This is a genomic window from Streptomyces sp. NPDC029526, from assembly GCF_040637405.1.
Classification (GTDB): Bacteria; Actinomycetota; Actinomycetes; order Streptomycetales; family Streptomycetaceae; genus Streptomyces.
The window spans coordinates 290,665-314,939 of sequence record NZ_JBEZWE010000003.1; the positions used below are offsets into that span (position 1 = coordinate 290,665).

The following is a 24,275-nucleotide window of genomic DNA, read 5'->3' on the forward strand; positions in this document are numbered from 1 at the left end:
CCCGCGCGGGTGCGTGACTACGATGGGCCAGCCGGTGGCCAGCAGGGGCCGCGCGGCCACACCGACCGTCGGGAAGGCCATGCTGAACAAGTACGCGCGTGCATTCTTCACGCGTGTCCTCACGCCGTTCGCCGCGTTTCTCATCCGGCGGGGGGTCAGCCCCGACACGGTCACGCTCATCGGTACCGCCGGCGTGGTCGCGGGTGCGCTGGTCTTCTACCCCATGGGGGAGTTCTTCTGGGGCACGGTGGTGATCACGCTCTTCGTGTTCTCCGACCTGGTCGACGGCAACATGGCCCGCCAGCTGGGCCGCTCCAGCCGCTGGGGCGCCTTCCTGGACTCCACCCTCGACCGGGTCGCCGACGGGGCGATCTTCGGCGGCTTCGCCCTGTGGTACGCGGCCGGCGGCGACGACACGGTGCTGTGCGCCGTCTCGATCTTCTGCCTGGCCAGCGGCCAGGTCGTGTCGTACACCAAGGCACGCGGCGAGTCGATCGGCCTGCCGGTCGCGGTGAACGGACTGGTGGAGCGGGCCGAGCGGCTGGTGATCTCCCTGGTCGCCGCCGGTCTCGCCGGGCTGCACGCGTTCGGCGTGCCCGGCATCCAGTACCTGCTGCCGGTCGCCCTGTGGATCGTCGCCGTCGGCAGCCTCGTCACGCTCGTGCAGCGGGTCGTCACCGTGCGCCGGGAGGCCGCCGAGGCGGACGCGGCGGCGGGTGACCCGCCGGCCAGGTCCGCGACGGCCGGGGACGCGACGGCCGGGGACGCGACCGCGCCGGACACCGGCGCGGCCGGCCCGCGCACCGGCGACGACGACACCGCGGGCGGCGCGGTCGCGGACCGCGGCCACCGCCGGGGGAGCGGGGCGGCGACGTGAGTGCCCGGGAGCGCCTGACCGACGGCCTCTACGGCGCCGGCTGGAGCACGGTGAAGAAGCTGCCCGAGCCCGCCGCCGCCGGACTGGGCCGGACCATCGCCGACGTCGCGTGGCGGCGGCGCGGCACCGGCGTGCTGCGCCTGGAGGGCAACTACGCGCGGGTGGTGCCCGACGCGGACCCGCGGCGGCTCGCCGAACTCTCCCGCGCGGGCATGCGGTCCTACCTGCGCTACTGGATGGAGTCCTTCCGGCTGCCCGCCTGGAGCGAGGAGCGCATCAGGAACGGCTTCGAACCCGACGACCTGCACCACCTCACCGAGGGCATGGCGGCCGGCAAGGGCGTCGTCCTGGCACTGCCGCACCTCGCCAACTGGGACCTCGCCGGCGCCTGGGTCACCACCCGGCTGGGCATCCCCTTCACCACCGTCGCCGAGCGCCTGAAGCCGGAGACGCTGTACGACCGGTTCGTCGCCTACCGCGAGGGCCTCGGCATGGAGGTCCTGCCGCACAGCGGCGGCACGGCCTTCGGCACCCTGGCCCGGCGGCTGCGCGACGGCGGCCTGGTCTGCCTGGTCGCCGACCGGGACCTGTCCGCCTCGGGCGTCGAGGTGGACTTCTTCGGCGAGACCGCGCGGATGCCGGCCGGCCCCGCCCTGCTCGCGCAGCAGACCGGGGCCCGGCTGCTGCCCGTGACCCTCTGGTACGACGACACCCCCGTGATGCGGGGCCGCGTGCACCCGCCGGTCGAGGTGCCCGCGTCAGGTACGCGCGCCGAGAAGACGTCCGTCATGACACAGGCGCTGGCCGACGCCTACGCCACCGGGATCGCCGCCCATCCGGAGGACTGGCACATGCTCCAGCGCTTGTGGCTCAAGGACCTCGACCCCGCCCGCGACCCCGCCCGGAAGGCCCGGGAGGACACCCCGTGAGAATCGGCATCGTCTGCCCCTACTCGTGGGACGTGCCCGGCGGCGTCCAGTTCCACATCCGGGACCTCGCCGAGTACTTCATCCGCCTGGGCCACGAGGTCTCGGTGCTCGCCCCCGCCGACGACGAGACCCCCCTCCCGCCGTACGTCGTCTCGGCCGGCCGCGCGGTACCGGTGCCCTACAACGGCTCGGTGGCCCGGCTGAACTTCGGCTTCCTGTCGGCGGCCCGGGTCCGGCGCTGGCTCCACGAGGGAGCCTTCGACGTCATCCACATCCACGAGCCGACCTCGCCCTCACTGGGCCTGCTGACCTGCTGGGCCGCCCAGGGGCCGATCGTCGCCACCTTCCACACCTCCAACCCGCGCTCGCGCGCCATGATCGCCGCCTACGCGATCCTCCAGGCGGCCCTGGAGAAGATCAGCGCGCGGATCGCCGTCAGCGAGTACGCCCGCCGCACCCTCGTCGAGCACCTGGGCGGCGACGCGGTGGTCATCCCCAACGGCGTCGACGTCGACTTCTTCGCCCGGGCCGAGCCGAAACCCGAGTGGCAGGGCGACACCATCGGCTTCATCGGCCGCATCGACGAACCCCGCAAGGGCCTGCCCGTGCTGATGCGGGCCCTGCCGGAGATCCTCGCCGCCCGCCCGCAGACCCGGCTCCTGGTGGCCGGACGCGGCGACGAGGAGGAGGCCGTCGAGAAGCTGCCGGCGGACCTCCGCTCCCGCGTGGAGTTCCTCGGCATGATCAGCGACGAGGACAAGGCCCGCCTGCTGCGCAGCGTCGACCTCTACGTGGCCCCCAACACCGGCGGCGAGAGCTTCGGCATCATCCTCGTCGAGGCCATGTCCGCCGGCGCCCCCGTCCTCGCCTCCGACCTCGACGCCTTCGCGCAGGTCCTCGACCGCGGCGAGGCCGGCGAGCTGTTCCCCAACGAGGACGCCGACGCGCTCGCCTCCGCGGCCGTACGGCTCCTGGCGGACCCCGAACGCCGCGCCAAGCTCCGCGACCGCGGCAGCACCCACGTCCGCCGCTTCGACTGGTCGACCGTCGGCGCCGACATCCTCTCCGTCTACGAGACGGTCACCGCCGGCGCGGCAGCCGTGGCCGCCGACGACCGCACCACCGGCCTCTGGTCCCGCTTCGGCCTGGCCCGGGACTGAACCCCTCGGGGGCGCCCGGGTGCCCTGGGCCAGGGGGCGTGCCTTGCCCGTGCGGCCTCCGGCGTGACTTCGGGGCCCGGGGCGGGGCGTGCTTTGCCCGTGCGGCCTCCGGCCTGACTTCGGGGGCCGGGCGGGGCTGGGTGCCCTGGGGCCAAGGGTGGACCCCTCCAGCCCGTCCGGCGTTTGAGGACGAGGCCGTCCAGGCCGACGCGGGGGTTCGGGGGCGGCAGCCCCCGAGGACAGCACCGACGGCCGACGGCACCGCACCGACAGCCGACGGCACGTCACACCACCCGCACCCCCAGCGGAGCGCCCCGGTAGCCTTGCCGCCCGTGACCGCAACCCTCATCTGGATCCTCGTCGCCCTCGTCCTGATCGGCCTCTACCTGAGCTGGACGGCGGGACGCCTGGACCGGCTGCACGCGCGGATCGACGCCGCGCGGGCCGCGCTGGACGCCCAGTTGCTGCGCCGCGCCTCGGTGACGCAGGAACTGGCCACCTCGGGCGTGCTCGACCCCGCCGCCTCGATCGTGCTGTACGAGGCGGCGCACGCCGCCCGGCAGGCGGTGGAGGAGCAGCGGGAGGTGGCCGAGAGCGAGTTGAGCCAGGCCCTGCGCGCGGTGTTCGCGGAGGCGCCGCAGGTCGACGTGGTCCGGGAGGCGCCCGGCGGAGAGGCCGCGACGCTCGAGCTGGCCGAGGCGGTGCGCCGGGTGCCGATGGCGCGCCGCTTCCACAACGACGCCGTCCGGGCGGCCCGCGCGCTGCGCCGGCACCGCAAGGTGCGCTGGTTTCGGCTGGCGGGGCACGCCCCGTTCCCCATGGCGTTCGAGATGGACGACGAGCCGCCGGCGGCCCTGATCGAGCGGGCGGCGTAGCACCGCCCCCGCGCACGGCACGCACCCCGCACCCGGCCGGTGGCCCCGAAAACGATCCACCGGCTTCCCATTGGCCCTTGCTGTGGACTGGTCCGCTCACGTTTCCTCGGTGCAGCAGAATCCGTCCCCATCCCCTCAGTGAGGTCACTCGTGTCCAGCACGCTCTCCGAAAACCAGGGTCCCGAGACCGGCACCGCCCGCGTGAAGCGCGGCATGGCCGAGCAGCTCAAGGGCGGCGTGATCATGGACGTCGTCACGCCGGAGCAGGCGAAGATCGCCGAGGACGCGGGCGCCGTCGCGGTCATGGCCCTGGAGCGGGTCCCGGCCGACATCCGCAAGGACGGCGGGGTGGCCCGCATGTCCGACCCGGACATGATCGAGGGCATCATCGAGGCGGTGTCCATCCCCGTGATGGCCAAGTCCCGCATCGGCCACTTCGTCGAGGCCCAGGTGCTGCAGTCGCTCGGCGTCGACTACATCGACGAGTCCGAGGTCCTGACCCCGGCCGACGAGGTCAACCACTCCGACAAGTGGTCGTTCACCACGCCGTTCGTGTGCGGCGCCACCAACCTGGGCGAGGCCCTGCGCCGGATCGCCGAGGGCGCCGCGATGATCCGCTCCAAGGGCGAGGCCGGCACCGGCAACGTCGTCGAGGCCGTACGTCACCTGCGCCAGATCAAGAACGAGATCGCCCGGCTGCGCGGCTTCGACAACCACGAGCTGTACGCCGCCGCCAAGGAGCTGCGCGCCCCGTACGAGCTGGTCAAGGAGGTCTCCGAGCTGGGCAGGCTGCCGGTCGTGCTGTTCTCCGCCGGCGGTGTGGCCACCCCGGCCGACGCCGCGCTGATGCGCCAGCTCGGCGCCGAGGGCGTCTTCGTCGGCTCCGGCATCTTCAAGTCCGGCGACCCGGCCAAGCGCGCCGCCGCCATCGTGAAGGCGACCACCTTCTACGACGACCCGAAGATCATCGCGGACGCGTCCCGCAACCTCGGCGAGGCCATGGTCGGCATCAACTGCGACACCCTCCCCGAGACCGAGCGCTACGCCAACCGCGGCTGGTAGGCGCCGGATGCCCGCTTCCCCCGTGATCGGTGTCCTGGCCCTCCAGGGCGACGTACGGGAGCACCTGGTGGCCCTGGCCGCGGCAGACGCCGTGGCCAGGCCCGTGCGGCGCCCCGAGGAACTCGCCGAGGTGGACGGTCTCGTCCTGCCCGGCGGCGAGTCGACCACCATCTCCAAGCTGGCCGTCCTGTTCGGCCTGCTGGACCCGCTGCGGGCCCGCGTGCGCGAGGGCCTGCCCGTCTACGGCACCTGTGCCGGGATGATCCTGCTGGCCGACAAGATCCTCGACCCGCGTTCCGGGCAGGAGACCGTCGGCGGCATCGACATGATCGTGCGCCGCAACGCCTTCGGACGGCAGAACGAGTCCTTCGAGGCGGCGTTGGACGTGCGGGGCGTGGCCGGCGACCCGGTGCACGGCGTCTTCATCCGCGCCCCGTGGGTCGAGTCCGTCGGGGCCCGCGCGGAGGTGCTCGCCGAGCACGACGGCCACATCGTCGCGGTCCGTCAGGGCAACGCGCTGGCCACCTCGTTCCACCCCGAGCTGACGGGCGACCACCGCGTGCACGCGCTGTTCGTGGAGATGACGCGCGCGTGGCGGGGGGCCGAGTCCTTGTAGGATTCCATGCGTTCGTTGCAGGGATGGGTTACGCGAAGGAGACAGGCAGATGTCCGGCCACTCTAAATGGGCCACGACGAAGCACAAGAAGGCCGTCATCGATGCCAAGCGCGGCAAACTCTTCGCGAAGCTGATCAAGAACATCGAGGTCGCGGCCCGGATGGGGGGTGCCGACCCCGAAGGCAACCCCACGCTCTACGACGCCATCCAGAAGGCCAAGAAGCAGTCGGTTCCCAACAAGAACATCGACTCGGCGGTCAAGCGTGGCGCGGGCCTGGAGGCCGGCGGTGCCGACTACGAGACGATCATGTACGAGGGGTACGGCCCGAACGGTGTCGCGGTGCTCATCGAGTGCCTCACCGACAACCGCAACCGTGCCGCCTCCGAGGTCCGCGTCGCCATGACGCGCAACGGCGGTTCCATGGCCGACCCGGGCTCCGTCTCCTACCTGTTCAACCGCAAGGGCGTCGTGATCGTTCCCAAGGGCGAGCTGTCCGAGGACGACGTGCTCGGTGCCGTGCTCGACGCGGGCGCCGAGGAGGTCAACGACCTCGGTGAGTCCTTCGAGGTCATCAGCGAGCCGACCGACCTGGTCGCGGTGCGCACCGCGCTCCAGGACGCCGGCATCGACTACGAGTCCGCCGACGCCAACTTCGTCCCGACCATGCAGGTCGAACTGGACGAGGAGGGCGCGAAGAAGATCTTCAAGCTGATCGACGCGCTGGAGGACAGCGACGACGTGCAGAACGTCTTCGCCAACTTCGACGTCAGCGACGAGATCATGGAGAAGGTCGACGCGTAGCCGTGCCCGCACCGGGACGGCCCGGTACGGACGCGGTGGAACGGCACACCGGGCCGACGGGAGAACCCGTCGGCCCGTTGGCATGCCCGGCGTTGTCGGTGGCAGCGGATAGCCTGCACGGACGGACGACGGCCAGGGAAGGTGGAGCGTTGCGCGTACTGGGGGTGGACCCGGGACTGACCCGGTGCGGCGTCGGGGTGGTCGAGGGAGTGGCCGGACGGCCGCTGACCATGCTCGGCGTCGGGGTCGTGCGGACGCCCGCCGACGCGGACCTGGGCCGGCGCCTGGTCGCCCTGGAGGAGGGCCTCGAACAGTGGCTGGACGAGCACCGGCCCGAGTTCGTCGCCGTGGAACGCGTCTTCAGCCAGCACAACGTACGCACCGTCATGGGCACGGCCCAGGCCAGCGCCGTCGCCCTGCTGTGCGCCTCCCGCCGCGGCCTGCCCGTCGCCCTGCACACCCCCAGCGAGGTCAAGGCCGCCGTCACCGGCTCGGGCCGCGCCGACAAGGCCCAGGTCGGAGCCATGGTCACCCGGCTGCTGCGGCTCGACGCGCCTCCGAAGCCCGCCGACGCCGCCGACGCCCTCGCCCTCGCCATCTGCCACATCTGGCGGGCCCCCGCCCAGAACCGTCTCCAGCAGGCCGTCGCCCGGCACGCCGGGGCCGCGCCGTCCGCGGCCCGCGGACCCGCCGCCCGCCGCCGTACGGCCGCCGCACCCGCCGCGGGGCCCGCCGCGGCACCGAACCCACCGAAGGGGCGCACCGCATGATCGCCTTCGTCAGCGGCACGGTCGCCGCACTGGCCCCCGACGCCGCCGTCGTCGAGGTCGGCGGCGTCGGCATGGCCGTCCAGTGCACGCCGGACACGCTGTCCTCCCTGCGCGTCGGACAGCAGGCCCGCCTGGCCACCTCCCTGGTCGTCCGGGAGGACTCCCTGACGCTGTACGGCTTCGCGGACGACGACGAACGCCAGACGTTCGAGCTGCTCCAGACCGCCAGCGGCGTCGGCCCCCGCCTCGCCCAGGCCATGCTCGCGGTGCACAGCCCCGACGCGCTGCGCCGGGCCGTCGCCACCGCCGACGAGAAGGCGCTCACGGCGGTGCCCGGCATCGGCAAGAAGGGCGCCCAGAAGCTGCTCCTCGAACTCAAGGACCGGCTCGGCGAACCCGTCGGCGCCCCGGCCGTCGGCGCCCCCGTCACCAGCGGCTGGCGCGACCAGCTGCACGCGGCCCTGATCGGCCTCGGGTACGCGACCCGCGAGGCCGACGAGGCCGTCGCCGCCGTCGCGCCCCAGGCCGAGGCGGCCGGCGGCACCCCGCAGGTCGGCGCCCTGCTGAAGGCCGCCCTGCAGACCCTGAACCGCGCCCGATAGCCCGCGGCCCATCCGCTAGGAGACCTTTTCAGTGAACTGGGACGACACGACCGACACCCCCGCTCCCGAGCGGCTGGTGGGCCCTGTCGCCGACCGGGAGGACCAGGCCGTCGAGGCCGCCCTGCGCCCGAAGGACCTGGGGGAGTTCATCGGCCAGGAGAAGGTGCGCGAGCAGCTGGACCTGGTGCTGCGGGCCGCGCGGGCGCGCGGCGCCACCGCCGACCACGTGCTGCTCTCCGGCGCCCCGGGCCTCGGCAAGACCACCCTCTCGATGATCATCGCCGCGGAGATGGAGGCGCCGATCCGCATCACCTCCGGGCCCGCCATCCAGCACGCGGGCGACCTCGCGGCGATCCTGTCCTCCCTCCAGGAGGGCGAGGTCCTCTTCCTCGACGAGATCCACCGCATGTCCCGGCCCGCCGAGGAGATGCTGTACATGGCGATGGAGGACTTCCGCGTCGACGTCATCGTCGGCAAGGGCCCCGGCGCCACCGCCATCCCGCTGGAGCTGCCCCCCTTCACCCTGGTCGGCGCCACCACCCGGGCCGGCCTGCTGCCGCCCCCGCTGCGCGACCGCTTCGGCTTCACCGCGCACATGGAGTTCTACGAGCCCGCCGAACTGGAGCGGGTCGTGCACCGCTCGGCCAGCCTGCTCGACGTGGAGATCGACGCCGACGGCGCCGCCGAGATCGCGGGCCGCTCCCGCGGCACCCCCCGCATCGCCAACCGCCTGCTGCGCCGCGTCCGCGACTACGCGCAGGTCAAGGCGGACGGCCGGATCGACCGGGAGATCGCCGCGGCGGCCCTGAAGGTGTACGAGGTGGACACCCGCGGCCTGGACCGGCTGGACCGGGCGGTGCTCCAGGCACTGCTGAAGCTGTTCGGCGGGGGACCCGTCGGCCTGTCCACGCTCGCCGTCGCGGTCGGCGAGGAACGTGAGACGGTGGAGGAGGTGGCCGAACCGTTCCTGGTACGGGAGGGCCTGCTGGCCCGCACCCCGCGCGGCCGGATCGCCACCCCGGCGGCGTGGACGCACCTCGGCCTCGTGCCGCCCCGTTCGCAGGCCGCCGGAAACGGACAAGGGGACCTGTTCGGGGCGTGACCGTGGCGACGGTGGCCCGACCAGGAACCCGGGTGCCATGCTGAGCGTTGTTCCCTGCGCGCGGACTCGCCTAGACTCCGCCGATGCCGCCCTTGTGGGCGGCGCCACACACCCCCAACCAACAGGCCGTTCACCAGCACGGTCATGTGAAGGAAGTTCCGACCCGTGAGTCTCCTGACCCTCCTCCCGTTCATTGTGCTCATCGGGGCCATGTTCCTGATGACCCGGTCGGCCAAGAAGAAGCAGCAGCAGGCCATCGAGATGCGGAACCAGATGCAGCCGGGTTCCGGCGTCCGCACCATCGGGGGCATGTACGCCACGGTCAAGGAGGTCAGCGAGGACACCGTCCTGCTCGACGCCGGACCGGGCGTCGAGCTGCTGTTCGCCAAGAACTCCATCGGTGCCGTCCTCAGCGACGAGGAGTACAACCAGATCGTCCACGGCATCGAGCACGACCTGAAGTCCGACGGCGACCTCGTGCCGGACGACGCCTCCTCCCTCACGGAGACCGGCGAGCCCTCCGACGCCGCCACCGACGACAAGCCCGTCGACTTCGGCAAGAAGGACGCGGCCGACGAGCCGTCCGACGCCGTCGACGAGGCCGGCGCGGAGGGCACGGCGAAGAAGTCCGACGGCGGTTCCGAGGCCAAGTAGGCGAAGCGGGCCCGGCGGGCGACACCGGTCGCGCCCCCGCAGGGGCGCGGGCCCTGCCCGTGTCCCCGTGGGGACGACGGCCCGCCCGAGCCTCACCGTCACCCTCGGCCCCGGCGCCCCGGCCGGCCCGGAGGCGTCGCCCCGGGTTCGGCGACCGGCCCGCTGATCATCCTCGGCCCCTCGCTCCACGACCCGGTCGTGGAGGTCGAGGGCCGCGGGGAGCAGTGGGGCGGCGTCAACCGACCGGGCCCGCCGGACCCGCCCGCGCACTCGCCGGCCGGGCCGGCGAACGCTCCGTTCCGCTCGGCCGGTCGGCACCACCGCCGGCCCTGCGGTCGGTGGCCGGTCGGCCGGTCATCGACCGGCGGCGTGCTCGGTGCCGACCAGCCGGACGACGGGTCGCCCCCGCCGTCCGTAGGCCTCGCCGGGGACGCGTACCCCCCGATCTCCCGCGCCCCGCTCGTCGCACCGGCCTTGGAGGGAGCGCGAGCCCGCCGGAAAGTTCCCGGCGACGGTGCCGGCCGGGCCCACGGCGGTCCGGGCGAACCCACCGACGCCCCGCCCTCCCGAGCGGGGTACGACGACGGCCGGGAGGTCGTGGCCACCCAGGCCGTGGCCACCCAGGCCGTGGCCTCCCGTCGTCGGCCCAGCCAACCCGTCGGCCTCCCGCAGTCGCGGGCGCGGCCGGCCCCTCAGGAAAGCGACGATGACCGACATCCGAGAACTGCTGCTCAGCCGCATCCGGGACGTGCCGGACCACCCGGAGCCGGGGGTGATGTTCAAGGACATCACCCCGCTCCTCGCGGACCCCGCGGCCTTCACCGCCCTCACCGACGCCCTCGCCGGGATCGCGGCGACCACGGGAGCCACGAAGATCGTCGGCCTGGAGGCCCGCGGCTTCATTCTCGGCGCCCCGGTCGCCGTCCGCGCGGGCCTGGGCTTCATCCCCGTGCGCAAGGCGGGCAAGCTTCCCGGAGCCACCCTCAGCCAGGCCTACGACCTGGAGTACGGCTCCGCCGAGATCGAGGTGCACGCCGAGGACATCTGCGCCGGCGACCGGATCCTGGTGGTGGACGACGTGCTCGCCACCGGCGGCACCGCCGAGGCGTCCCTCCAGCTCGTCCGCAGGGCGGGCGCCGAGGTCGCGGGCCTCGCCGTGCTCATGGAGCTGGGCTTCCTCGGCGGCCGTGCCCGGGTGGAGCCGGTGCTGGCCGGCGCGTCGCTGGAGGCGCTGCTCACGATCTGAGCCGCCGCCGCAGCACAGCCGCCCGCCCGCCGCCGCAGCACAGCCGTCGCCACGGCCCAGCCGCCGCAGCCGCCCGCCCGCCCAAGCACAGCCGCCGTCGGTAGTCACGCGGCAGGCGGTGTCCGCGTCCAGCCGTCCTCGCCCGTAGTGCGGCAGGCGGTGTCCGCGTCCGGCCGCCGTCGGCAGTCGCGCGACAGCCGCCGGCCGCCGTCGCGCACCGGGAGCCGGGGAGCACAGCCCGGCCCGCCCCCCGGCGCCGGTGGCAGCGGGTGCGCTCCCGTCCACCGGCTCGCGCGGGGCGGGGCGTCACGGGCAAACCCTCCCCGGCGCGGGGAGGGGCAGCCCCGGGCCCCGGGCCGGGGGAGGGCAGCCCCGGGCCGCCGGGCGCCCCGGAACCCCCGCGCACGTCCCGTGCGTCCCGGGATCGGACAGGTCTCACACCGCTCCCCGGGTCATCCGCGGGCGCGGCATGGCTACCATGGACTCTTCCGGAGCCTGACCGGGGGACCCGGATCGCGCACGAGGAGTCCTCTTGCCAGACGAGGCCCAGCACCTGACCGCCGCCAAGCCCGAGCCCGCCTCGGCGCCCGCGGCCAAGCCCGCGCCCAGCGCCCCGCAGGCGAAGAACGACACCCGCGGTCCGGTCCGGCACGCCCAGGCCACCCCCGTCGACAAGCCCGAGCAGCCGCGGCCCAAGCCCTCCCCGCCCCCGGAGCGCTCCGCCCCCGCGGTCCGTCAGAACACCGGCCAGCCCGCCCGCTCCGGCTCCTCCAACCGCGTCCGCGCCCGTCTCGCCCGGCTCGGCGTGCAGCGCGCGAACCCGTACAACCCGGTCCTGGAGCCCTTGCTGCGGATCGTGCGCGGCAACGACCCCAAGATCGAGAACTCCACCCTCCGCCAGATCGAGAAGGCGTACCAGGTCGCCGAGCGCTGGCACCGCGGCCAGAAGCGCAAGAGCGGTGACCCGTACATCACGCACCCACTGGCCGTCACCACCATCCTGGCCGAGCTGGGCATGGACCCGGCCACGCTGATGGCCGGGCTGCTGCACGACACCGTGGAGGACACCGAGTACGGCCTGGAGGACCTGCGCCGCGACTTCGGCGACGTGGTCACCCTGCTCGTCGACGGCGTCACCAAGCTGGACAAGGTCAAGTTCGGCGAGGCCGCCCAGGCCGAGACGGTGCGCAAGATGGTCGTCGCGATGGCCAAGGACCCCCGCGTCCTGGTCATCAAGCTCGCCGACCGCCTGCACAACATGCGCACCATGCGCTACCTCAAGCGCGAGAAGCAGGAGAAGAAGGCGCGCGAGACCCTGGAGATCTACGCGCCGCTCGCCCACCGCCTGGGCATGAACACCATCAAGTGGGAGCTGGAGGACCTCGCCTTCGCGATCCTCTACCCCAAGATGTACGACGAGATCGTCCGCCTGGTCGCCGAGCGCGCCCCCAAGCGCGACGAGTACCTCGCCGTCGTCACCGACGAGGTGCAGCAGGACCTGCGGGCCGCCCGCATCAAGGCCACCGTCACCGGCCGCCCCAAGCACTACTACAGCGTCTACCAGAAGATGATCGTCCGCGGCCGGGACTTCGCGGAGATCTACGACCTGGTGGGCATCCGCGTCCTCGTGGACACCGTCCGTGACTGCTACGCGGCCCTCGGCACGGTGCACGCGCGATGGAACCCGGTCCCCGGCCGGTTCAAGGACTACATCGCGATGCCCAAGTTCAACATGTACCAGTCGCTGCACACGACGGTGATCGGACCGGGCGGCAAGCCCGTCGAGCTGCAGATCCGCACCTTCGACATGCACCGCCGCGCCGAGTACGGCATCGCCGCGCACTGGAAGTACAAGCAGGAGGCCGTGGCCGGCGCCTCCAAGATCCGCACCGACGCGCCCAAGTCGTCCGGCAAGAGCAAGGACGACCACCTCAACGACATGGCGTGGCTGCGGCAGCTGCTGGACTGGCAGAAGGAGACCGAGGACCCGGGCGAGTTCCTGGAGTCCCTGCGCTTCGACCTCTCCCGCAACGAGGTCTTCGTCTTCACGCCGAAGGGCGACGTCATAGCGCTGCCCGCCGGTGCCACCCCCGTGGACTTCGCCTACGCGGTGCACACCGAGGTCGGCCACCGCACCATAGGGGCACGCGTCAACGGCCGCCTCGTCCCGCTGGAGTCCACCCTCGACAACGGCGACCTGGTGGAGGTCTTCACCTCCAAGGCGGCCGGCGCCGGACCCTCCCGGGACTGGCTCGGCTTCGTCAAGTCGCCCCGCGCCCGCAACAAGATCCGCGGCTGGTTCTCCAAGGAGCGCCGCGACGAGGCGATCGAGCAGGGCAAGGACTCCATCGTCCGCGCCATGCGCAAGCAGAACCTGCCCATCCAGCGCATCCTCACCGGCGACTCCCTGGTGACCCTGGCGCACGAGATGCGCTACTCGGACATCTCCGCCCTGTACGCGGCGATCGGCGAGGGCCACGTCTCCGCGCAGAACATCGTGCAGAAGCTGGTGCAGGCCCTCGGCGGCGAGGAGGCGGCCACCGAGGAGATCGACGAGTCGGTCCCGCCGGCCCGCAGCCGCCGCAAGCGCCGCTCCAGCGCCGACCCCGGCGTCGTCGTCAAGGGCGTCGAGGACGTGTGGGTGAAGCTGGCCCGCTGCTGCACCCCGGTGCCCGGCGACCCGATCATCGGCTTCGTCACCCGCGGCAGCGGCGTCTCGGTGCACCGCAGCGACTGCGTCAACGTCGACTCGCTGTCCCGGGAGCCCGAACGCATCCTCGACGTGGAGTGGGCGCCCACCCAGTCGTCGGTCTTCCTGGTCGCCATCCAGGTCGAGGCGCTGGACCGCTCCCGGCTGCTCTCGGACGTCACCCGGGTGCTCTCCGACCAGCACGTCAACATCCTGTCCGCGGCCGTGCAGACGTCCCGCGACCGGGTCGCCACCTCCCGCTTCACCTTCGAGATGGGCGACCCCAAGCACCTGGGACACGTCCTGAAGGCGGTCCGGGGCGTGGAGGGCGTCTACGACGTCTACCGGGTCACCTCGGCCCGCAACCGCACCTGAGGGCCGGGCAACCGCACCCCGGGGGACTGGACACGGAAGGGGGGCTGCCGCACCGGCCGGTGCGGCAGCCCCCCCCTTCCGTGTGTCCCGGGCGGACCGGCGGCTCAGCCGCCGAACTCCTGCAGTCCCTTCAGCGCCTGGTCGAGCAGCGCCTGACGGCCCTCGAGCTCCCGCTCCAGCTTCTGCGCCTTCGCGTCGTTGCCCTGCGCGCGGGCCTGCTCGATCTGCCCCCGCAGCTTGTCGACCGCCGCCTGCAGCTGACCGGTCAGCCCCGCGGCACGCGCGCGTGCCTCCGGGTTGGTCCGGCGCCACTCGGTCTCCTCGGCCTCCTGGAGCGCCCGCTCCACGGCCTGCATCCGGCCCTCGACCTTCGGGCGGGCGTCCCGCGGCACGTGGCCGATGGCCTCCCAGCGCTCGTTGAGCGTCCGGAACGCGGCCCGGGCGGCCTTCAGGTCGGTGATCGGCAGGAGCTTCTCGGCCTCCCCGGCCAGTTCCTCCTTCAGCTTCAGGTTCTCCGCCTGCTCGGCGTCCCGCTCGGCGAACACCGAACTGCGGGCGGCGAAGAAGACGTCCTGCGCGCCGCGGAAGCGGTTCCACAGGTCGTCCTCGTGCTCGCGCTGCGCCCGGCCGGCCGCCTTCCACTGCGCCATCAGGTCGCGGTAGCGCGCGGCCGTCGCACCCCAGTCCGTCGAGTTCGACAGCGACTCGGCCTCGGCGACCAGCTGCTCCTTGGTCCGGCGGGCCTCCTCGCGCTGCGCGTCGAGCTGCGCGAAGTGCTGCTTGCGCCGCTTGGAGAACGCCGAGCGCGCGTGCGAGAACCGGTGCCACAGCTCGTCGTCGGACTTGCGGTCCAGCCGCGGCAGGCCCTTCCAGGTGTCCACCAGGGCCCGCAGCCGCTCCCCGGCCGCCCGCCACTGGTCGGACTGCGCCAGCTCCTCGGCCTCCGCGACCAGGGCCTCCTTGGACCGGCGGGCCTCCTCGGCCTGCCGGGCCCGCTGCGCCTTGCGCTCCTCGCGCCGCGCCTCCACCAGCTCCACCAGCTTGTCCAGCCGGGCCCGCAGGGCGTCCAGGTCGCCCACCGCGTGGTGCGCGTCGACCTGCTCGCGCAGGTGGTCGATGGCCGTCCGGGCGTCCTTGGAGGACAGGTCGGTGGTCTTCACTCGCTTCTCGAGGAGGCCGATCTCGACAACCAGGCCCTCGTACTTGCGCTCGAAGTAGGCCAGGGCTTCCTCGGGGGAACCCGCCTGCCAGGAACCGACGACCTTCTCACCGTCGGCCGTACGCACGTACACGGTGCCCGTCTCGTCGACGCGGCCCCACGGGTCGCTGCTCACAGCGCCTCCTCCACATGATGCCGTCGAGGGGCAAGGAAGCTCCCCCGGGCATCGTCCACAGTTTCGTCACGGCCAACATAAGCGACCGACGGGACCCCTGTCCGCATCCCGCGCGACCGGGATTGCCCAGTTGACGGTCAGGATTCCGTCACCGTGGCCTTGTTGATCACGACCGTCGCGTGGGGCGCGGTGTTGCCGGTGGTGGGGTCGGGTCCGGAGGCGCCCGCGGCGGCGATCTTCTTGAGCACCTTCATGCCCGCGTCGGAGACGGTGCCGAACGGGGTGTAGTTGGGCGGGAGCTGGCTGTCCTGGTAGACCAGGAAGAACTGGCTGCCGCCACTGTCCTTCTGCCCGGTGTTGGCCATCGCGACCGTGCCCGCCGGGTACGTGTTGTCCTTGAGGCTCTTGTCCTTGAGGTTCTCGTCCGGGATCGTGTAGCCCGGCCCGCCGGTGCCGGTGGCCGTCGGGTCACCGCACTGCAGCACGTAGATGCCCTCGGTGGTGAGCCGGTGGCACTTGGTGTGGTCCAGGTAGCCCTGGTCCAGCAGGAAGCGGAACGAGTTCACCGTGTGCGGGGCGGCCTTCGCCTTGAGGTCCACGTCGATGTCGCCGCAGGTGGTCTCCAGCTTCATCGTGTACGACGCCGACGTGTCGAGCTCGAGCGCCGGCTCCTTCTTCCACGTCTTCGTCTTCGGCTCGCCCGGCGCGGGCTTCTCGCACGGGTCGGGCGCCTTGCTCGTCGGGGCCGCGCTCGGGGTGACCTCCGAGCCCGCGGTGGCGTCGGCGTCGTCGTCCTGCTGGAAGGCCCCGGCCGTGTACAGCGCCCCGCTGCCGATCAGCACCACGCCGAGCACCGACGCGATCACCGCGTTGCGCGTGCGCGCCTTGCGCCGTGCCTCGGTGCGCCGCTGCTGCTGGCGCAAGAACTTCTCCCGGGCGAGCTGACGCCGCCGCTGTTCCTGGCTGACCACCGGGTTGTCTCCTCATGCGTCTCGTGTGCCGGCCGGTACGCGTGCGTGCGGTGAAGCCGACCGCCTGCGTCTGCCCCGTACCGTATATGGGTTCGCTGAGGAATCGGCAGCGCCGGTAGGCTCTGACCACGGGCGCAGCCCGCCGAAAGCCTCCCGTAACCCACACAACGAAGGACGATCGTGCTCATTGCCGGGTTCCCCGCCGGGGCCTGGGGGACGAACTGTTATCTCGTCGCCCCCGCCGCCGGTGAGGAGTGCGTGATCATCGACCCCGGCCACCAGGCCGCCGACGGCGTCGCGGAGGCGGTCCGCAAGCACCGGCTGAAGCCGGTCGCCGTCGTCCTGACCCACGGCCACATCGACCACGTCGCCTCGGTCGTCCCGGTCTGCGGAGCGCACGACGTGCCGGCCTGGATCCACCCCGAGGACCGCTACATGATGAGCGACCCGGAGAAGGGCATCGGCCGCGCCATCGGCATGCCGCTGATGGGCGAGCTGACCGTGGGCGAGCCGGACGACCTCCGCGAACTCACCGACGGCACGCGGCTGGAGCTGGCGGGGCTGGACTTCTCCGTCGCCCACGCGCCGGGCCATACCAAGGGGTCGGTGACCTTCGGCCTGCCCGAGGCGGCGGACATCCCGCCCATCATGTTCTCGGGCGACCTGCTGTTCGCCGGCTCCATCGGACGCACCGACCTGCCCGGCGGTGACATGGCCGAGATGCTCGACTCGCTGGCACGCGTCTGCCTGCCGCTCGACGACTCGACCGTGGTGCTGTCCGGACACGGCCCCCAGACGACCATCGGCCGGGAGCGCGCCACCAACCCGTATCTGCGGCAGGTGGCGGACGCCGGCCAGGGAGCGGACCTGGACGCTCCCCGACGAGGAATGTGACGACTACTTCCGTGAGCACCTTCAAGGCCCCCAAGGGCACCTACGACCTGATCCCGCCGGACAGCGCCACCTACCTCGCCGTGCGCGAGGCCATCGCCGCCCCGTTGCGCGGCTCCGGCTACGGCTACATCGAGACGCCGGGCTTCGAGAACGTCGAGCTGTTCGCGCGCGGTGTCGGCGAGTCCACCGACATCGTCACCAAGGAGATGTACGCCTTCGAGACCAAGGGCGGCGACCGGCTCGCCCTGCGCCCCGAGGGCACCGCCTCCGTGCTGCGCGCCGCCCTGGAGGCCAACCTGCACAAGGCGGGCAACCTCCCGGTCAAGCTCTGGTACTCCGGCTCGTACTACCGCTACGAGCGCCCGCAGAAGGGCCGTTACCGCCACTTCTCGCAGGTCGGCGCCGAGGCGATCGGCGCGGAGGACCCGGCGCTGGACGCCGAGCTGATCATCCTCGCCGACCAGGCGTACCGTTCGCTGGGCCTGCGCACCTTCCGCATCCTGCTCAACAGCCTCGGTGACCAGGAGTGCCGGCCGGTGTACCGGGCCGCGCTGCAGGACTTCCTGCGCGGCCTCGACCTGGACGAGGACACCCTGCGCCGGGCGGAGATCAACCCGCTGCGCGTGCTGGACGACAAGCGGGAGTCGGTGCAGAAGCAGCTCTCCGGCGCCCCGCTGCTGCGCGACTACCTCTGCGACGCCTGCAAGGCGTACCACGAGGAGGTCCGCGAGCTGATCACGGCGGCGGGCGTGGCCTTCGAGGACGACCCCCGGCTGGTGCGCGGCCTGGACTACTACACGCGCACCACCTTCGAGTTCGTCCACGACGGCCTCGGCTCCCAGTCCGCGGTGGGCGGCGGCGGCCGTTACGACGGGCTGTCCGAGATGATCGGCGGACCCGCCCTGCCGTCCGTCGGCTGGGCGCTCGGCGTCGACCGCACCGTGCTGGCCCTCCAGGCCGAGGGTGTCGAGCTCGAACTCCCCGCCACCACCAGCGTCTTCGCCGTACCGCTCGGCGAGGAGGCCCGCCGGGTGCTGTTCACCAAGGTCACCGAGCTGCGCAAGAACGGCGTCGCCGCCGACTTCGCGTACGGCGGCAAGGGTCTCAAGGCTGCCATGAAGGCCGCCCACCGCTCCGGCGCCCGCTACGCGCTGGTGCTCGGCGAGCGCGACCTCGCCGAGGGCGTCGTCCAGCTCAAGGACATGGAGTCCGGTGAGCAGAGCGCGGTCGGGGTCAACGAGATCGTCGCCGAGCTGGAGTCACGGCTCGGCTGACACGGCGTCCCGGCGCCGGGTGCCGGCGGGTACCCGGCGCCCTCGTCAACCCGGGGGCCGTCGTCGCCCGCCGGAGTGGTCCGCGGCGAGCGGGTGTGCGATCCGGGTACGGACGTTGGCCGGAACCGCACGCTCCGGGCGGGTGTCCGTAGGTTCATGTGCTCGCGGGGTCGGGTGTTCACAGGGGGGTGCGGCACAATGGCCGTGCCCGAAGCAGGTCCACCACCCAGTGACGGAATCGGCGTGATGAGCAAGACGACAGTCAAGGACGTCTCGATGGAGCCCCAGTCCTCGCCGGAACGCGCCGGAGCACCCCGCAGGGAGGGCGCCGGCCGGGCCCTCGCCCTGCTCCTGGTGATCACCGGCGCCGCGGGCGTGCTCGCGGCCTGGGTCATCACGCTGGACAAGTTCAAGCTGCTCGAGGCGGAGGTCAGGGGCGAGAAGTTCGTCCCCGGGTGCAGCCTCAACCCGATCGTCTCCTGCGGCAGCGTGATGGAGAGCGACCAGGCCTCGGTGTTCGGCTTCCCGAACCCGATGCTCGGCCTCGTCACCTACGGCATCGTGGTCTGCGTCGGCATGAGCCTGCTGGCCGGCGCCCGCTTCCCCCGCTGGTACTGGCTCACCCTCAACGCCGGCATGCTCTTCGGCACGGTGTTCTGCGCCTGGCTGATGTACCAGTCCCTGTACCGGATCAACGCCCTGTGCCTGTGGTGCTGCCTGGCCTGGGTCGCCACGATCATCATGTTCTGGTACGTCACCTCCTTCAACGTCCGCAAGGGCTTCCTGCCCGCCCCCGCCGGGCTGAAGGGCTTCTTCGGCGAGTTCACCTGGGTCCTGCCAGTGCTGCACATCGGTGTGATCGGCATGCTGATCCTGACCCGCTGGTGGACCTTCTGGACGGGCTGACCGCCCCGCCGCACTGTCGGTGCGGTCCTTTAGGGTTGCCGACGTGGAGCCCGACCTGTTCACCGCCGCCGCAGAAGAACGCCAGGAGAAGGACCCCGCCGGCAGTCCCCTGGCGGTCCGGATGCGCCCCCGCACCCTCGACGAGGTGGTGGGGCAGCAGCACCTGCTCAAGCCCGGCTCGCCCCTGCGCCGGCTGGTCGGCGAGGGTTCCGGAGGCCCGGCCGGCCCCTCCTCGGTGATCCTCTGGGGCCCGCCCGGCACCGGCAAGACCACCCTGGCCTACGTCGTCTCCAAGGCGACCAACAAGCGCTTCGTCGAACTGTCCGCGATCACCGCCGGGGTCAAGGAGGTCCGCACGGTCATCGACGGCGCCCGCCGCGCCTCCGGCGGGTACGGCCAGGAGACCGTCCTGTTCCTGGACGAGATCCACCGCTTCAGCAAGGCCCAGCAGGACTCCCTGCTGCCCGCCGTCGAGAACCGCTGGGTCACCCTGATCGCGGCCACCACCGAGAACCCCTACTTCTCGGTCATCTCCCCGCTGCTGTCCCGGTCGCTCCTGCTCACCCTGGAGCCCCTCACCGACGACGACCTGCGGGGCCTGCTGGCCCGCGCCCTGACCGACGACCGCGGCCTGAAGGGCTCCCTCACCCTCCCCGAGGACACCGCCGAACACCTGCTCCGGATCGCCGGCGGCGACGCCCGCCGCGCGCTCACCGCCCTGGAGGCCGCCGCCGGGGCCGCGCTCGACAAGGGCGAGCCGGAGATCTCCCTGACCACGCTGGAGGAGACCGTCGACCGGGCGGCGGTGACCTACGACCGGGACGGCGACCAGCACTACGACGTCGCCAGCGCCCTGATCAAGTCCATCCGCGGCTCCGACGTGGACGCCGCCCTGCACTACCTGGCCCGGATGATCGAGGCCGGCGAGGACCCCCGCTTCATCGCCCGCCGGCTGATGATCTCCGCCAGCGAGGACATCGGCCTCGCCGACCCGAACGCGCTGCCCCTCGCGGTCGCCGCCGCCCAGGCCGTCGCCATGATCGGCTTCCCCGAGGCCGCGCTCACCCTCAGCCACGCCACCATCGCCCTCGCCCTCGCGCCCAAGTCCAACGCCGCCACCACGGCCATCGGCGCCGCTCTGGAGGACGTGCGCAAGGGGCTGGCCGGCCCCGTGCCGCAGCACCTGCGCGACGGGCACTACAAGGGCGCCGCCAAGCTGGGCCACGCCCAGGGCTACGTCTACCCGCACGACCTGCCCGAGGGCATCGCCGAGCAGCAGTACGCCCCGGACGCCCTGAAGGACCGCGCCTACTACGCACCCACCCGGCACGGTGCCGAGGCGCGGTACGCGGACGCCGTCGAATGGACCAGGAAGCACCTCGGTCGGAAGCGGTCCTGAGCACCCTGTAGAATCTCCTGAGCGCTGCGTCCCGTTGTCCGGTCCCGTCAGGAGAGCCGGCGTCACCAGAGCGGGACATCCAGCCGGAGACCCGGCCCCCGGGCGGGGATCTCCAGGAGCGTCGCGCACCGGCGAACGGTGTCGCGGGCAGCCCACCACCACCCGGAACCCGGGAGCGGTCGGTGGGCCACTCGCGTGCTGCACGTATGTGCCCAGACCAGGGGAGCGGCTGCCCGGCAGGTCCACACCCGGACCCGCGGGGTTTCCCCGGCTGCGGATGCGACCTCCCTCAACCCTGGTGAGCCGACGCAACGGAAAGCGAAAAGAGACAGTGGCGAATCAGTCCCGCCCCAAGGTCAAGAAGTCGCGTGCCCTCGGTATCGCGCTGACCCCGAAGGCCGTCAAGTACTTCGAGGCCCGCCCCTACCCGCCGGGCGAGCACGGCCGCGGCCGCAAGCAGAACTCGGACTACAAGGTCCGTCTGCTGGAGAAGCAGCGTCTGCGCGCGCAGTACGACGTGAGCGAGCGCCAGCTCGTCCGCGCCTACGAGCGGGCCGCCAAGACCACCATCAAGACCGGTGACGCCCTCGTCATCGAGCTGGAGCGCCGCCTCGACGCGCTGGTCCTGCGTTCGGGCATCGCCCGCACGATCTACCAGGCCCGCCAGATGGTCACGCACGGCCACATCCAGGTCAACGGCAAGAAGGTCGACAAGCCCTCCTTCCGTGTCCGCCCGGACGACGTCGTGCAGGTCCGTGAGCGCAGCAAGGACAAGACGCTCTTCACGATCGCTCGTGAGGGTGGCTTCGCCCCCGAGGGTGAGACGCCGCGCTACCTCCAGGTGAACCTCAAGGCCCTGGCGTTCCGCCTGGACCGCGAGCCGAACCGCAAGGAGATCCCGGTGATCTGCGACGAGCAGCTCGTCGTCGAGTACTACGCCCGCTGACCCCAGCAGGCACGCGGTACCTCAGCCCGCCGTCTCCCCACCCCCACGGGTGGGCGAGGCGGCGGGTTCGTGCGTCCCGGAGGCCGCGGGTGCGGGCGGTGCCGGCCGGTGGGCGGCCCGCACCGCCGGCGGGGTCCGCGGCCGGCCGAGCGCCCGGGACACCGCCGCGTCCCGGTCCAGCAGCGCCCCCCGGCGCACGCACTCCTCGTACACGGCATCGCCGAGCTCCCGCCGGGCCCGCGCCTCGCACATCGCCCGCGGCGCCCCGTAGTGGGCCGAACCGAACAGCCGCAGCCCCACCGGACGCCACATCGCGCCCGCCGCCCCCTGGAGCACCGCCGCCTCGGCGGCGTCCCCCTCGGACAGCGTCACCAGCGCCAGCAGCTCCAGCGCCAGCACCGACCCGAGCAGGTCACGGAACCGGTGCGCCCCGGCCAGGCTGTCCCCGAGCAGCGCGCGCGCCGACGCGCAGTCGCCGTCCCGCCAGGCCGCGTACGCCAGCACGTACAGGGCGTAGCCGCGGGCCCACCGCTCGCCGTGGTCGTCGCACACCCGCCGGATCTCCTCGCACCGGCGCACCGCCTCCGCCAGGTGCCCCTGGAAGGCCCGGGCCATGGCCAGCTCCACCTGCCCCATCAGCACGTTGCTGTTGAGCTCCCCGGCCTCCCCGTAGCGTTCCAGCGCCGACCCCAGCAGCCGCTCCGCCCGGGACAGGTCGTCCGTGACCAGCGCCACGCACCCCCTGCGGTGCTCCGCGTAGGCCGCCGCGAGGGGGTTCGCGGTCCGGTCCGCCTCCCGGCCGCACTCCTGCAGCGCGGCCAGCGCCGGCCCGGTGTCGCCCTGGAGGATCGCCACGTGCCCGAGCACCCACAGGGCCTTCAGCCGCGGCGGCTCGTGACCGGAGTCGACGCGCGCGGCCTGCTCCAGCCAGTGCCGCCCCTCCGCGAGCCGCCCGCAGCCGACCCAGTAGAACCACAGCGCACCCGCCAGGTGCTGGCCCAGGTGCGCCTCCTCCGGATCGGTGAGCGCCAGCTCCAGCGCGCCGCGCAGATTCGGCAGCTCCGCCTCCGCCCGGGCGGCGATCTCCGCCTGGCGCGGGGAGAACCAGTCCAGCTCCCACCAGGTGGCCAGCCCCACGTACCAGTCCCGGTGCCGCCTGCGCAGCCGTTCCTCGTCGCCCGTCCCGGCCAGCCACTCGGCGCCGTACTCCCGCAGGGTGTCCAGCATCCGGTAGCGCACCCCGGCGGGCGACTCCTCGCGGACCACCACCGACTGGGCCAGCAGGGCGGACAGCACCTCCAGCACGTCCTGGGCGGGCAGACCGTCCCCGCCGCACACGTACTCGGCCGCCTCCAGGTCGAACCCGCCCGCGAACACCGACAGCCGCGACCACAGCAACCGCTCCGGGGGCGTGCACAGTTCGTGACTCCACCCGATCGCGGTGCGCAGCGCCCGGTGCCGGGGCAGGGCGTCCCGGTTCCCTCCGCTCAGCAGCCGGAACCGGTCGTCGAGCCGCTCCAGCAACTGTCCGGCCGACAGCGTGCCCAGCCGCCCCGCGGCCAGTTCCACGGCCAGCGGGAACCCCTCCAGCCGCCGGCACAGCTCCCGCGCCACCGCCTCGTCCCCGACCGGGGCTCCCCGCCGCTCCGCCCGCTCGGCCAGCAGCCGCACCGCCTCGTCCTCGTCCATCGGCGCCAGCGCGAACAGCCGCTCCCCGGCCACCGCCAGGGGCCGCCGCCCCACCGCCAGCACCCGCAGCCCCGGCGCCCGGGCGAGCAGGTGGGCCACCAACTCGGCGCAGGCGTCCACCAGGTGCTCGAAGCCGTCCAGCACCAGCAGCAGGCGACGGTCCGCGAGGTGGGCGGCCAGCACCTCGCGGGGCGGGCTACAGGTGTGGTCGGTGACGCCCAGCGCCGCCACCGTCTCGTGGTCGACGCAGTCCGGGTCCCGCAGGGCGGCCAGATCCACCCGCCACACCCCGTCCGGGGGCGCCCCGAGCGCGGCGGCCCGGGCGGCCAGCCGGGACTTGCCGATCCCGCCGGGTCCGGTCACCGTCACCAGGCGCGAGGCCCCCAGGGCGCGGGACAGGGAGGCGAGTTCGGCCGAGCGCCCGACGAAGACGTCCGGTTCCAGGGGCAGATTGCCGTTCACCGGGGTACCGGACCACCGAATCGACTGCATGGAACACGGAGCGTACTGGCCCGTATTCACCGCGTACAATCGCTTCCCGCGTTTCCCCCGGCCGCCCCACGGTAATGCGGTACGGAGTCGCACCACCGGCGCGATAGGCTCGGTGCCACGACTTTCTCGATGTCCAGGCAGGTTAAGGGAGCGGGTGCACAGTGTCCGGTGGAGAGGTGGCCGGCATTCTGGTGGCCGTGTTCTGGGCGATCCTGGTGTCCTTCCTCGCGGTGGCTCTCGCGAGGCTGGCCCAGACGCTCAGGGCGACCACCAAGCTGGTCGCGGACGTGACCGACCAGGCCGTTCCGCTGCTCGCCGACGCCTCCGCCGCGGTGCGGTCCGCGCAGACCCAGATCGAGCGGGTCGACGCGATCGCGTCCGACGTCCAGGAGGTCACCTCCAACGCCTCCGCCCTGTCCACCACCGTCGCCTCCACCTTCGGCGGCCCCCTGGTGAAGGTCGCCGCCTTCGGCTACGGCGTGCGCCGCGCCCTCGGCGGCCGCACCGAGGAGGACGCGCCGGCCCGGGCGTCACGGCGCACCGTGATCGTGGGCCGCACCGTCCCCGGTGCGCGACGGGCCAAGCGCACCCGCGGAAAGAGGGACTGACCC

At 72.9% G+C, this 24,275-nt stretch carries 22 protein-coding genes; 19 read left to right on the top strand and 3 right to left on the bottom strand.

All coding sequences use genetic code 11. The features are described from left to right. Positions 1 to 22 precede the first annotated feature (22 nt). The 13 genes from pgsA (at position 23) to relA (ending at position 13,759) form a co-directional block, all read left to right on the top strand. Positions 23 to 877: a phosphatidylinositol phosphate synthase gene (pgsA, locus tag AB0F01_RS12225; RefSeq protein ID WP_362093240.1), complete on the top strand. Its 855-nt coding sequence runs from the start codon at positions 23 to 25 to the stop codon at positions 875 to 877. Further along, positions 874 to 1,806 (top strand): phosphatidylinositol mannoside acyltransferase, encoded by a 933-nt coding sequence (locus AB0F01_RS12230; RefSeq protein WP_362093243.1) that lies wholly within the window; start codon positions 874 to 876, stop codon positions 1,804 to 1,806. The genes pgsA and AB0F01_RS12230 overlap by 4 nt, the downstream gene beginning before the upstream one ends. Further along, positions 1,803 to 2,966 (top strand): glycosyltransferase family 4 protein, encoded by a 1,164-nt coding sequence (locus AB0F01_RS12235; protein ID WP_362093246.1) that lies wholly within the window; start codon positions 1,803 to 1,805, stop codon positions 2,964 to 2,966. Before AB0F01_RS12230 ends, AB0F01_RS12235 begins: the two co-directional genes overlap by 4 nt. Positions 2,967 to 3,298: 332 nt before the next feature. Beyond that, positions 3,299 to 3,841 carry a hypothetical protein gene (locus tag AB0F01_RS12240; RefSeq protein WP_362093248.1) on the top strand — a complete coding sequence of 181 codons (543 nt, stop codon included), beginning with the start codon at positions 3,299 to 3,301 and terminating at the stop codon, positions 3,839 to 3,841. A gap of 150 nt (positions 3,842 to 3,991) precedes the next feature. Next, positions 3,992 to 4,903, top strand: a complete 912-nt coding sequence (pdxS, locus tag AB0F01_RS12245; RefSeq protein ID WP_362093251.1) for a pyridoxal 5'-phosphate synthase lyase subunit PdxS — start codon at positions 3,992 to 3,994, stop codon at positions 4,901 to 4,903. A 7-nt stretch (positions 4,904 to 4,910) separates the two neighbouring features. Beyond that, on the top strand, positions 4,911 to 5,519 hold the full coding sequence (pdxT, locus tag AB0F01_RS12250) for a pyridoxal 5'-phosphate synthase glutaminase subunit PdxT (protein ID WP_362093254.1): 609 nt from the start codon (positions 4,911 to 4,913) through the stop codon (positions 5,517 to 5,519). 49 nt (positions 5,520 to 5,568) lie between these two features. Further along, positions 5,569 to 6,321, top strand: a complete 753-nt coding sequence (locus tag AB0F01_RS12255) for a YebC/PmpR family DNA-binding transcriptional regulator (RefSeq protein ID WP_362093257.1) — start codon at positions 5,569 to 5,571, stop codon at positions 6,319 to 6,321. Between the two features lie 149 nt (positions 6,322 to 6,470). Further along, complete coding sequence (gene ruvC, locus AB0F01_RS12260) at positions 6,471 to 7,091, top strand: crossover junction endodeoxyribonuclease RuvC (protein WP_362093259.1); 621 nt, start codon at positions 6,471 to 6,473, stop codon at positions 7,089 to 7,091. Next, positions 7,088 to 7,693, top strand: coding sequence for a Holliday junction branch migration protein RuvA (ruvA, locus tag AB0F01_RS12265; RefSeq protein ID WP_362093262.1), 606 nt, complete (start codon positions 7,088 to 7,090; stop codon positions 7,691 to 7,693). The genes ruvC and ruvA overlap by 4 nt, the downstream gene beginning before the upstream one ends. A 31-nt stretch (positions 7,694 to 7,724) precedes the next feature. Beyond that, positions 7,725 to 8,795 (top strand): Holliday junction branch migration DNA helicase RuvB, encoded by a 1,071-nt coding sequence (gene ruvB / locus AB0F01_RS12270; RefSeq protein WP_362093265.1) that lies wholly within the window; start codon positions 7,725 to 7,727, stop codon positions 8,793 to 8,795. A 165-nt stretch (positions 8,796 to 8,960) separates the two neighbouring features. Next, positions 8,961 to 9,449, top strand: a complete 489-nt coding sequence (yajC, locus tag AB0F01_RS12275) for a preprotein translocase subunit YajC (RefSeq protein WP_362093267.1) — start codon at positions 8,961 to 8,963, stop codon at positions 9,447 to 9,449. A 706-nt stretch (positions 9,450 to 10,155) separates the two neighbouring features. Further along, positions 10,156 to 10,695 carry an adenine phosphoribosyltransferase gene (locus AB0F01_RS12280; protein WP_362093270.1) on the top strand — a complete coding sequence of 180 codons (540 nt, stop codon included), beginning with the start codon at positions 10,156 to 10,158 and terminating at the stop codon, positions 10,693 to 10,695. Between the two features lie 532 nt (positions 10,696 to 11,227). Beyond that, positions 11,228 to 13,759, top strand: coding sequence for a GTP pyrophosphokinase (gene relA / locus AB0F01_RS12285; protein WP_362093272.1), 2,532 nt, complete (start codon positions 11,228 to 11,230; stop codon positions 13,757 to 13,759). A gap of 104 nt (positions 13,760 to 13,863) precedes the next feature. On the opposite strand, the gene AB0F01_RS12290 is transcribed toward relA, so the two are convergent. Together AB0F01_RS12290 and AB0F01_RS12295 are read right to left on the bottom strand one after the other, a co-directional pair. Then, on the bottom strand, positions 13,864 to 15,093 hold the full coding sequence (locus tag AB0F01_RS12290; RefSeq protein WP_362093275.1) for a DUF349 domain-containing protein: 1,230 nt from the start codon (positions 15,091 to 15,093) through the stop codon (positions 13,864 to 13,866). A gap of 137 nt (positions 15,094 to 15,230) precedes the next feature. Next, positions 15,231 to 16,064 carry a peptidylprolyl isomerase gene (locus tag AB0F01_RS12295; protein ID WP_362093278.1) on the bottom strand — a complete coding sequence of 278 codons (834 nt, stop codon included), beginning with the start codon at positions 16,062 to 16,064 and terminating at the stop codon, positions 15,231 to 15,233. A 180-nt stretch (positions 16,065 to 16,244) separates the two neighbouring features. Here AB0F01_RS12295 and AB0F01_RS12300 point away from each other — a divergent pair, with 180 nt between their 5' ends. From AB0F01_RS12300 to rpsD, 5 genes are all read left to right on the top strand, one after another. Beyond that, entirely contained in the window at positions 16,245 to 16,958 is a 714-nt protein-coding gene (locus tag AB0F01_RS12300) for an MBL fold metallo-hydrolase (protein ID WP_362093281.1), read from the top strand. An 11-nt stretch (positions 16,959 to 16,969) separates the two neighbouring features. After that, a complete protein-coding gene (gene hisS / locus AB0F01_RS12305) occupies positions 16,970 to 18,232 on the top strand; it encodes a histidine--tRNA ligase (RefSeq protein ID WP_362093284.1) in 1,263 nt (420 codons plus the stop codon). A 246-nt stretch (positions 18,233 to 18,478) separates the two neighbouring features. Then, positions 18,479 to 19,138: a vitamin K epoxide reductase family protein gene (locus AB0F01_RS12310; RefSeq protein ID WP_362093286.1), complete on the top strand. Its 660-nt coding sequence runs from the start codon at positions 18,479 to 18,481 to the stop codon at positions 19,136 to 19,138. Positions 19,139 to 19,181: 43 nt separating this feature from the next. Next, positions 19,182 to 20,537 carry a replication-associated recombination protein A gene (locus tag AB0F01_RS12315; protein WP_362093289.1) on the top strand — a complete coding sequence of 452 codons (1,356 nt, stop codon included), beginning with the start codon at positions 19,182 to 19,184 and terminating at the stop codon, positions 20,535 to 20,537. Between the two features lie 331 nt (positions 20,538 to 20,868). Beyond that, entirely contained in the window at positions 20,869 to 21,483 is a 615-nt protein-coding gene (gene rpsD, locus AB0F01_RS12320) for a 30S ribosomal protein S4 (protein ID WP_362093292.1), read from the top strand. 21 nt (positions 21,484 to 21,504) lie between these two features. Here the strand turns inward: rpsD and AB0F01_RS12325 are convergent, their stop codons facing one another. Next, positions 21,505 to 23,664 (bottom strand): regulator, encoded by a 2,160-nt coding sequence (locus AB0F01_RS12325; RefSeq protein ID WP_362093295.1) that lies wholly within the window; start codon positions 23,662 to 23,664, stop codon positions 21,505 to 21,507. Positions 23,665 to 23,825: 161 nt separating this feature from the next. Between AB0F01_RS12325 and AB0F01_RS12330 the strand changes: the two genes are divergently transcribed. Then, complete coding sequence (locus tag AB0F01_RS12330; protein ID WP_362093298.1) at positions 23,826 to 24,272, top strand: DUF948 domain-containing protein; 447 nt, start codon at positions 23,826 to 23,828, stop codon at positions 24,270 to 24,272. The last annotated feature ends 3 nt before the right edge of the window (positions 24,273 to 24,275 follow it).